This is a genomic window from Marinobacterium iners DSM 11526, assembly GCF_900107855.1.
Taxonomy (GTDB): Bacteria; Pseudomonadota; Gammaproteobacteria; order Pseudomonadales; family Balneatricaceae; genus Marinobacterium; species Marinobacterium iners.
Genome location: NZ_FNRJ01000002.1, coordinates 343,829 through 352,846, shown reverse-complemented (window position 1 = coordinate 352,846; position 9,018 = coordinate 343,829). Strand labels below are relative to the sequence as shown.

General features: G+C 55.3%; 9 protein-coding genes and 1 tRNA gene. All 10 read left to right on the top strand.

Translation table 11 applies throughout. From position 1 onward, the window contains the following. Window position 1 precedes the first annotated feature (1 nt). The 10 genes from BLV48_RS04625 to BLV48_RS04580 all read left to right on the top strand — a co-directional run bounded on the left by BLV48_RS04625 (window position 2) and on the right by BLV48_RS04580 (window position 8,992). Window positions 2-77: transfer RNA gene (locus tag BLV48_RS04625), tRNA-Val, on the top strand. Between the two features lie 153 nt (window positions 78-230). Further along, on the top strand, window positions 231-1,175 hold the full coding sequence (locus BLV48_RS04620; RefSeq protein WP_091823789.1) for a 1-aminocyclopropane-1-carboxylate deaminase/D-cysteine desulfhydrase: 945 nt from the start codon (window positions 231-233) through the stop codon (window positions 1,173-1,175). 46 nt (window positions 1,176-1,221) lie between these two features. After that, window positions 1,222-2,109 (top strand): NAD(+) kinase, encoded by an 888-nt coding sequence (locus BLV48_RS04615; protein ID WP_091823787.1) that lies wholly within the window; start codon window positions 1,222-1,224, stop codon window positions 2,107-2,109. 3 nt (window positions 2,110-2,112) lie between these two features. Beyond that, entirely contained in the window at window positions 2,113-3,096 is a 984-nt protein-coding gene (locus BLV48_RS04610; protein WP_091823785.1) for a metallophosphoesterase, read from the top strand. Beyond that, entirely contained in the window at window positions 3,093-3,941 is an 849-nt protein-coding gene (locus BLV48_RS04605; protein WP_091823783.1) for a rhomboid family intramembrane serine protease, read from the top strand. Before BLV48_RS04610 ends, BLV48_RS04605 begins: the two co-directional genes overlap by 4 nt. A gap of 41 nt (window positions 3,942-3,982) precedes the next feature. Then, window positions 3,983-4,252 (top strand): YeaC family protein, encoded by a 270-nt coding sequence (locus BLV48_RS04600; protein WP_091823781.1) that lies wholly within the window; start codon window positions 3,983-3,985, stop codon window positions 4,250-4,252. Beyond that, entirely contained in the window at window positions 4,245-5,081 is an 837-nt protein-coding gene (locus tag BLV48_RS04595) for a DUF2797 domain-containing protein (RefSeq protein ID WP_217632946.1), read from the top strand. The genes BLV48_RS04600 and BLV48_RS04595 overlap by 8 nt, the downstream gene beginning before the upstream one ends. Window positions 5,082-5,093: 12 nt before the next feature. Continuing rightward, on the top strand, window positions 5,094-7,709 hold the full coding sequence (gene pepN / locus BLV48_RS04590; RefSeq protein ID WP_091823778.1) for an aminopeptidase N: 2,616 nt from the start codon (window positions 5,094-5,096) through the stop codon (window positions 7,707-7,709). A 69-nt stretch (window positions 7,710-7,778) separates the two neighbouring features. Then, window positions 7,779-8,165 carry a hypothetical protein gene (locus BLV48_RS04585; RefSeq protein WP_091823775.1) on the top strand — a complete coding sequence of 129 codons (387 nt, stop codon included), beginning with the start codon at window positions 7,779-7,781 and terminating at the stop codon, window positions 8,163-8,165. Between the two features lie 14 nt (window positions 8,166-8,179). Then, window positions 8,180-8,992, top strand: a complete 813-nt coding sequence (locus tag BLV48_RS04580) for an AlbA family DNA-binding domain-containing protein (protein WP_091823772.1) — start codon at window positions 8,180-8,182, stop codon at window positions 8,990-8,992. Window positions 8,993-9,018: the final 26 nt, after the last annotated feature.

Genomic DNA, 9,018 nt, shown 5'->3' with positions numbered 1-9,018 from the left:
TGGGCGAATAGCTCAGTTGGGAGAGCATCTGCCTTACAAGCAGAGGGTCGGGGGTTCGAACCCCTCTTCGCCCACCAGAACATCCTTCCTGTTTTACATCTCATTTATCTCTTTGCAACAAGTAGTTGCGCTCGGTTGCTGTCTTCCGACGAAAGCTGAATAGTTCAGGCTTGGACTGAACTGATAGTCTGTTGTCCAAAATCTGTTTGATGTGATTCTGGAATCTGTCCTTGTTTGAGCCTGCCAAAATAGTGATGCAACCGCTGTCCTCCCGTTTATATGACCGGTTCGGGGTTGATGTGTCAGTGTTGCGCCTTGATGGCATCCATCCCCTGGTGAGCGGTAACAAGTGGTTCAAGCTCAGGCCTGCGCTTGAGCAGGCACGAAAACTGAGATGCCCCATCCTCAGCTTCGGCGGTGCCTGGTCCAACCATATCCACGCACTGGCTTATGCGGGTTTTCAATCAGGTGTTGAAACCGTTGGTATCATTCGTGGTGAACCTGAATATGCAGCCAATGCCATGTTGAGTGATGCGCGGCGGTGGGGTATGCGGCTGCAGTTTGTGGACCGAAAAACCTACCGTTTTCGTGATTGTGCGCACTATCAGCATCAACTGTCGCTGGAGCATGGTAATGCCTTGGTTGTCCCTGAGGGTGGAACTACGCCTTCGGCCGTTCATTCCGTAAGCGAGATATGGCAGTTGCCGGCTATGCGTGAGCAGGGTGCCGACCTGCTGCTGACGGCTGTTGGCAGTGGCGGTACCCTTGCAGGGCTGGTGGCCGCAAAGCCTGAAGGTAGCCGTGTGCTGGGTGTGCCGGTACTCAAGTGTGGGCCTGAAATGCTCTCAAGGATCAATGCGTTGCTCCTCAGGGCCGGCTATGCTGACAGCAGTGGCTGGGAACTGCTGGAAGATGCCCATCGTGGGGGCTATGCGCGGCTGGATGCCGAGCTTGCAGCCATGATCAAGCATGTTGATGAGGTATACCGGTTGCCACTTGATCCGGTCTATACCGCAAAGCTGTTGATGGCATTCAATCGATTACTGTTCGAAGGGCGGGTCGTCGCAGGCAGCAAGGTGGTGCTGGTACACACTGGCGGGTTGCAGGGCGTTCGCGGCCATCAAGCCAGGCTTTCAATGCTGGCGTCTGCCTTTAGCGGGCCTCTGGTCGTATAATGCGTTCACATACACCTAAAGATCCTATCGGGAGAGCAGGGCTGGCATGGATAACTTTCGCAACATCGGCTTGATTGGGCGCCTCGGCAGCAAGTCCGTCATTGATACCCTGAAACAGCTGATTCGCTTTCTGGACGATCGAGGGTTGAACGTCATACTGGACCAGTCCATCGCCGAGGTGATGCCGGGTCATGGCCAGCAGGTGTGTAAACAGAAGATGATGGGAGAGATCTGTGATCTTGCCATTGTCGTAGGTGGTGATGGGAGTCTGTTGGGTGCCGCCCGCTCGCTCGCACAAAGCAAGATTCCGGTGCTGGGGATCAACCGTGGCAATCTGGGTTTTTTGACCGATATCTCCCCACAGGATTTTGAAGACAAGTTAATACAGGTGTTGTCCGGGCGTTACACGGTTGATTCACGCTTTCTGCTGGATGTGGAGATCAAGCGTAACGGCGAGCCGATTGCCGAGATGACCGCCTTGAATGACTGCGTGATTCACCCGGGCAAGGCCACCCGAATGATTCAGTTTGAGCTGTATATCGAAGGGCAGTTTGTCTATACCCAGCGTTCGGACGGACTGATTGTATCCACGCCGACCGGCTCAACAGCCTACGCTCTGTCAGCGGGCGGTCCCATCATGCATCCCAAAATTGATGCGCTGGTGCTGGTGCCGATGTTTCCGCATACCCTGTCCAGCCGCCCGATCGTGGTTGACGGAAACAGCGAGTTGAAAATGGTGATCAGTGAGGATAACAAGACCTATCCCGCGATCTCCTGTGATGGTCAGTTGAACCTGAGCCTGGCGCCGGGAGACAGTATTACGATCCGCAAGAAATCGCAGAAACTGAAACTGTTGCACCCGCAGGATTACGATTTCTATCGCACCTGCCGTGAAAAACTGGGATGGAGTTCCAAGCCCGGTCAACAGGAGTGAAATGTGAAAAGCCAGGGTTATGATCTGATCGGTGATGTGCATGGCTGTGCGCTCAGTCTGCGCATGTTGCTGGCCCGCATGGGGTATCGGCAGATCAATGGCGTCTATCGCCATGCTGATCGTAAGGTCATTTTTATTGGCGATATCATTGATCGCGGGCCGCATATACGTGAAGCGTTGCATATTGTCAGGGATATGGTTGATGCCGGCCAGGCCGAAATCGTGATGGGCAACCACGAGTACAACTATCTCTGTTACATGACCCCAGATCCGGACCGTCCCGGTGAATTTCTGCGTGAGCATACCCCGCGTCACCAACGTATTCTGCAGCAGACACTGGAGCAGCTTTCACCCTGGCCAGATGAACAGAGGGAATACATGGATTGGTTCCTGCAGCTGCCATTGTTTCTCGAATTTGATCACTTTCGGGTGGTGCATGCCTGCTGGCATCAGGGCTTGATTGATCGTTTCCGACAGCAGTACGGCGGCAATCAAATCACGCACGACTTTTTGTGTCGTTCGGCGATCGAAGACAGCTTTGAATGGGAAATAATGGATCGTCTTCTGCGTGGTACTCATTTGCGCTTGCCCAATAATGAAGTGATGGTAAGCAAGGATGGTTTTCGACGTCGCTTTTTCCGCACCAAATTCTGGACGCCGGATCCACAATACCTCGTCGATGTGGTATTTCAGCCAGACCCGCTGCCGCCTCACCTGGCACGCCTGCCCATTACCGAGAGGCAGCGGAAAGACCTGATCTATTATGGCCCGCAGGAAAAGCCGTTGTTTATAGGTCACTACTGGCGGGAGGGGGTGCCGCGGCCTGTCACGGACAATATTGCCTGCATTGATTTCAGTGCGGTCAAGTACGGCAAATTGGTAGCCTACCGGCTGGATGATGAAACCCGCATTGATCCTGACAAGTTTGTTTGGGTCGATGTGGCGCGGGAGGTTCATCTGCCTCAGTCGGAGATCGGTGCCTCATGATACCGGCCGTCGAATCGCCTCTGAGCGAGGATCTGACCGAATTTACCGCGTTCCTGTGGCAGCATGGGGTGTCTCATCGTGTGGTCGAGGAAGGTGAGTGGCAGCGGCTTTATGTCAGTCCCGAATTCAACCCGGCTCAGGTGCATGAGTTGTACGAATACTGGCATGGCGGCGGCAAGCTGGATCAGGTCGAAATTCGCTCCCGAAAACGGGCGATAAGGTCTGTCAGCTGGCGTCGCATTCCGGTTACCTTGTCACTGATAGCGTTAAGCGCGCTGTTCAGTCTGCTGATTGGCTTCGGTTCCGATCTGCAGCAGATGGCGCTGTTCAGTTTTACCTCCTTTGAGGTGTTCGGCCAGCAGGCGCGTTGGCATACGCTGGCGGCCATGCTGGCAACCGGTGAGCTGTGGCGACTGATTACGCCGGTTTTCATGCATTTCAGCCTGCTGCATATCATGTTTAACCTGCTCTGGGTTTGGGTTGTCGGCGTAAGAGTGGAGCCGGAGCAGGGCAGCCTGCCTTTCCTTGGCCTGGTACTGTTCAGTGGCGTATTGTCCAACCTTGCGCAGTTTGTTGTCAGCGGCCCCATGTTTGGCGGCATGTCGGGTGTGGTGTTTGCCTTGCTGAGCTATGCCTGGTTGTGGGACCAGTCTGGTATGCAGCCTCGTATCGGTCTGCCGCCCGCATTGATGGGCTTTATGCTGCTGTGGCTGGTATTGGGGTTCACCGGTGTGTTGCAGGGAGTCGGCCTTGGCGCAATAGCCAATACCGCCCACCTTGCCGGGCTGCTGGCCGGGCTGCTCTGGCTGTTGCTGGTACGGTTTCTGGGCAGGCGTTTCAGCTGAGCACTGTGCTAAAATCGGAACATCCAACTCAGGAGATGCTAATGACTCTGGACAAGATGATTGAGGCGATGACGCCGGATATCTACCAGTCACTGCGCCGCGCAGTGGAGCTGGGCAAGTGGCCCAATGGCGAGCGTTTGACGCAGGAGCAGCGCGAGACCAGTCTGCGTGCCGTCATCGCCTATGAGCACAAGCGCAATATGCCCGAAGATCAATGTGTCGGTTTCATCGACCGCACCCGCCCCGATGGCAAGCAGCATGGCAGTGATCCGCTGCAGCCGCAGGTTCTGAAGATTCTGGCTGATGGTTGATACTGTAGATACCCCTGCTGTTGGTGGCTTGCGCAAGATGTATACCCGGCTGGAGCAGCCCGTTCACTATCAGCTGCCGATCGGTGATGAGCAGGTTGATCTTAATGCACTGATCGGCAAGCCGATTCGACTGGTGTACCAGCAAGAAATCAACTGTCTTCACTGTGGTCGCAAAACGAAAAAAAGCTTCAGTCAGGGCTATTGCTACCCCTGCTTTACCAAGCTTCCCCAGTGTGACAGCTGTATCGTCAAGCCGGAAAAATGTCATTATCACGAAGGTACCTGTCGTGATCCGGCCTGGGGCGAACGTCACTGTTTTCAGCCCCACGTGGTCTATCTGGCCAACTCATCCGGCCTCAAGGTCGGCATTACCCGGGGTGAGCAGATACCCACCCGCTGGATGGATCAGGGCGCCATTCAGGCGTTGCCGATCCTTGAAGTGGACAACCGCCTGCATTCGGGTCTGATTGAACAGATCATTGCGGCCCACGTCAGTGACAAGACCAATTGGCGGACCATGCTCAAGGGGGGAAATCCGGGTATCGACCTCAAAGCGGAACGTGACCGTTTGCTTGGGCTCTGCGCTGATGAGCTCAATAAGCTGCGTGAGCGTTTCGGTGAGGCGGCAATCCGCCAGCTGGAGGCCGACGTGGTCGAGATCGAGTATCCGGTAGACCAGTATCCGGGCAAAATCAGCACCCATAATTTTGATAAGGAACCGGAGGTATCCGGGGTGCTCCTGGGTATCAAGGGGCAGTATCTGATTCTGGATACCGGTGTCATCAATATACGTAAATTTTCCGCTTACAAGGTACAGCTAAGCGTTTAGGCAGGAGTCGCAATGTCAGCTCAACAGCCCCATGCAATCTATCTGGAAGACTATCAGCCCCCCGCCTGGCGAGTGGAGCGTACAGCGCTGCGCTTTGAGCTGGAAGAAGAACAGGCACTGGTGCGAGCGCAGCTGAGCATCAGCATCAATCCGGAAGCGGGCAGTCGCCAAGCGCTTGAACTGTTGGGTGATGACGAGATTGAGCTGCAGCGGCTGAGCATTGACGGCGAGGTGCTGTGTGCATCCGACTATGCCCGTGCCGATGGCCGATTGGTCATCCCAAACGTGCCTGACAGCTTTACGCTGGAATGTGTCACTCGGCTGCTGCCACAGCAAAATACTGCACTGGAAGGCCTGTACAAGTCCGATGGCATGTTTTGTACCCAGTGTGAGGCCGAGGGTTTCCGGCGCATCACCTTTTTTCCCGATCGTCCGGATGTCATGTCGGTATTTACCACTACGCTGGTAGCCGACAAGACGCGTTATCCTGTACTGCTGTCAAACGGTAACCCGGTTGCCTCAGGCGATGCCGATGGCGGCCGTCATTGGGTGACGTGGGAAGATCCCTGGCCCAAGCCCAGCTACCTGTTTGCGCTGGTCGCAGGTGATCTCGCGTTGGTTGAGGATCACTACACCACCGCTTCGGGCCGTGAAGTGGCACTGCGTATTTATGCCGAACGCAAGGATCTGGACAAACTGGACCACGCGATGGTCTCGCTCAAGAATGCCATGCGCTGGGATGAGCAGGTGTATGGTCGTGAATACGACCTGGACATCTACATGATCGTGGCGGTGGATTTCTTCAACATGGGTGCGATGGAGAACAAGGGGCTTAACATCTTCAATACCTCCTGTGTGCTTGCTCACCCTCAAACCACTACCGATGCTGCATTTCAGCGCGTGGAAGCAGTGGTGGCACACGAGTATTTCCATAACTGGTCGGGTAACCGTGTCACCTGCCGTGATTGGTTCCAGCTCAGTCTGAAGGAGGGATTTACCGTCTTCCGGGATGCCGAATTTTCGGCTGATATGAACTCCCGTACAGTGAAGCGTATTGAGGATGTGACGCTGTTGCGCACGGCCCAGTTCGCCGAAGATGCCGGCCCCATGGCACATCCGGTACGGCCGGAGTCCTACATCGAAATTTCCAACTTCTATACCCTGACAGTGTACGAGAAAGGGGCAGAGGTGGTGAGGATGCTGCACACCCTGCTTGGGCCGGAGCTGTTCCGAAAAGGCAGTGACCTCTATTTTGAACGGCATGATGGCCAAGCCGTTACCACAGACGATTTCGTACGAGCTATGGAAGACGTCTCAGGTCGCGACCTGAGCCAGTTCCGCCGCTGGTACTCTCAAGCCGGTACGCCCAGGCTCAATGTTTCCGATCAGTACGATGCCGAAACCGGTTGCTACGAGCTTCACGTCAGTCAGAGCTGTCCACCGAGTCCAGGCCAGGAGCACAAATTGCCCTACCACTTGCCGCTGGCCATGGGGCTGCTGGCTGATGATGGTACCGAACTGTGCAGCCGGGTGCTGGAGTTGACCGAAGAGGAACAGGTGTTCCGCTTCGAAGGTATTCCGAGCCGCCCGGTGCCCTCACTGCTGCGTGGTTTCTCGGCCCCGGTTAAACTGGACTATGCCTATACGGATCAGCAACTGTTGATGCTGCTGCGTCATGATACTGATGGCTTCAATCGCTGGGATGCCGGCCAGCGATTGAGCGTGCGTTTGCTGCAGCAGCAGACAGAAGCCTGGTGTCGGGGCGAACCGATGCAGTGTGAACAGGCGCTTGTCGATGCCTGGCGTGGCCTGCTGCGTGATGAGAACCTTGACCCCGCGATGGTGGCTCAACTGTTGCGTTTGCCATCCGAGGCACAATTGAGTGAACTGGCCGATGAAATTGATGTCATTGCCATTCATGAAGCGCGTGAATTCATGCGCACAGCACTGGCGCGAGCGCTTGAGTCGGAGTGGCTGGCAGTCTACCAGCGCTGTGATGCTGCATCCGGCACCTACTCGCCGGATGCAGCATCGATCGGATTGCGCAGTCTGAAGAACCTGGCCCTGGAGTATCTGATCGCCACAGGCCGTGAGCCTTGGCTGGAGCTTGCACGCCAGCAGTTCGAGCAGAGTGATAATATGACCGATCAGCAGGCGGCGCTGTCGCTGGTTGTGCATTCGGGCTTTCGTGAAGTGGGCGCCGAGTTGCTGGAAGCGTTTTACCTGCAGTGGCAGCATGAGTCGCTGGTGATGAATCAGTGGCTGGCAATTCAAGCATCCGACTCGGCTCCCGGTGCGCTGGAACGCGTGGTGTCGTTGAGCCGGCATCCCATGTTTGATATGCGCAACCCGAACAAGCTGCGTGCATTGATCGGTGGGTTCTGTGGTCAGAACCTGGTGCAGTTTCATGCCGAGGATGGCAGCGGCTATACCTGGCTGGCAGACTGGATCCTGAAGCTGGACCGTCAAAATCCTCAGGTGGCAGCAAGGCTGCTGACACCGCTGACTCGCTGGAAGCGTTATGAACCGGTGCGTCGGGCGTTGATGCGTGATCAGCTACAACGAATGATGGATACCGCCGAGCTGTCGGCTGATGTATATGAAGTGGTAAGCAAGAGCCTTGTTTGAACAGGGCATTACAGCGCGCCCGTTTGGTGGTGCACACAACCGGAACAACAAACCGTGAAGGATAAGTAGATGGAACCGTATCTGAACGCCAGTGACAAATTTGATCTTCAGCAGAATTACCGCCGTTATCTGAAGTTCCATGATCAGTGCCAGGTACTGAACGAAATACTGAAGGATGCCCGTGCCAGCAGGGTCTGGGTGGCAGGTGTGGTGTTGATGGTGTTTGCGCTGGGCTCCGAGTTCTTTCTGGGTGCTGCAGCTGGTCTGTTTGGCCTCTATTTCTACCGTATCCTTTCGGCCTGGTATCGACTGAGTCAGGTTGAGGAAAACGTTGAAGGGATTGAGCGCTGGTTTGCCAGCAAAGGGCTTAAGTTTGAAAGCCGGGTGCTGTATCAACGCAATGATGACCAGCTGGCACAGCCTCTCGATCCGTTTAATGAAGAGCTTTACCGCTGATCTGACACCATACGATGCAGCGAGAGTACCGACGCCTTAGCCAGCACACCCGCCACCTTCTGTCGTTACCGGAAGGTCTGAACGTGGATTTCAAGCGTGAAACCCAGGCGGTGAAGGCGTCGGATCTTGTTGCCTTCGCCAATACGGCATTGGGTGGCACATTGTTGATCGGCATCGATGAGTACACCACTGAAGACGGTGTGCAGCGTGGCAGGGTAGTCGGCTGTGAAGTGGACGACAAAGCCAGGCTAACGCTGGTCAACAAGGCCACCGGCTGTATACCTAACGTTGATATCCATATTTTTACCGAAAACCTCTCGGCTTCCAGGCCCATCTTTCGGGTCGAGATTCCCCCTGGGCAGAATAAGCCCTACTGTACCCAACGCGGCGAATACTCTATCCGTACCGATGGTCGTAACCGAGCCATGCTGCCGGAAGAGTTGCTGGCTATTTTCATGGAACGAGAAGGCGAGCAGTTTCTGTCCCGCTTTCGTCATGCCGTCCAGCAACTGGAACATCAGCTTGACAGTGTCAGTCACGCCCTCAGTGATGGCATGCTGGGCGTGAGCGAGCGTTTACATGAGCTGGATCATCAGTTGCAGCGCACCCTGTCACGTATTGAACAACTGACCGACAGCAACAAGAAACGCTCACGCAATTTGATGCAGGCCTTGCGGCAAAGTCAGGATGGCATCGTGCAGCTTGAAAACAGTATTGCTCCGGTCATCAATGACAAGGGGCAGCACCTGCTGCAGGATATCGAGCACAAGCTGGGTATGTTGCTGGATCTGCTTGATATCGACAGCAGCAACGGCAACGGTCACTGATCAACCTTCGTCTACCGCACTGGTTA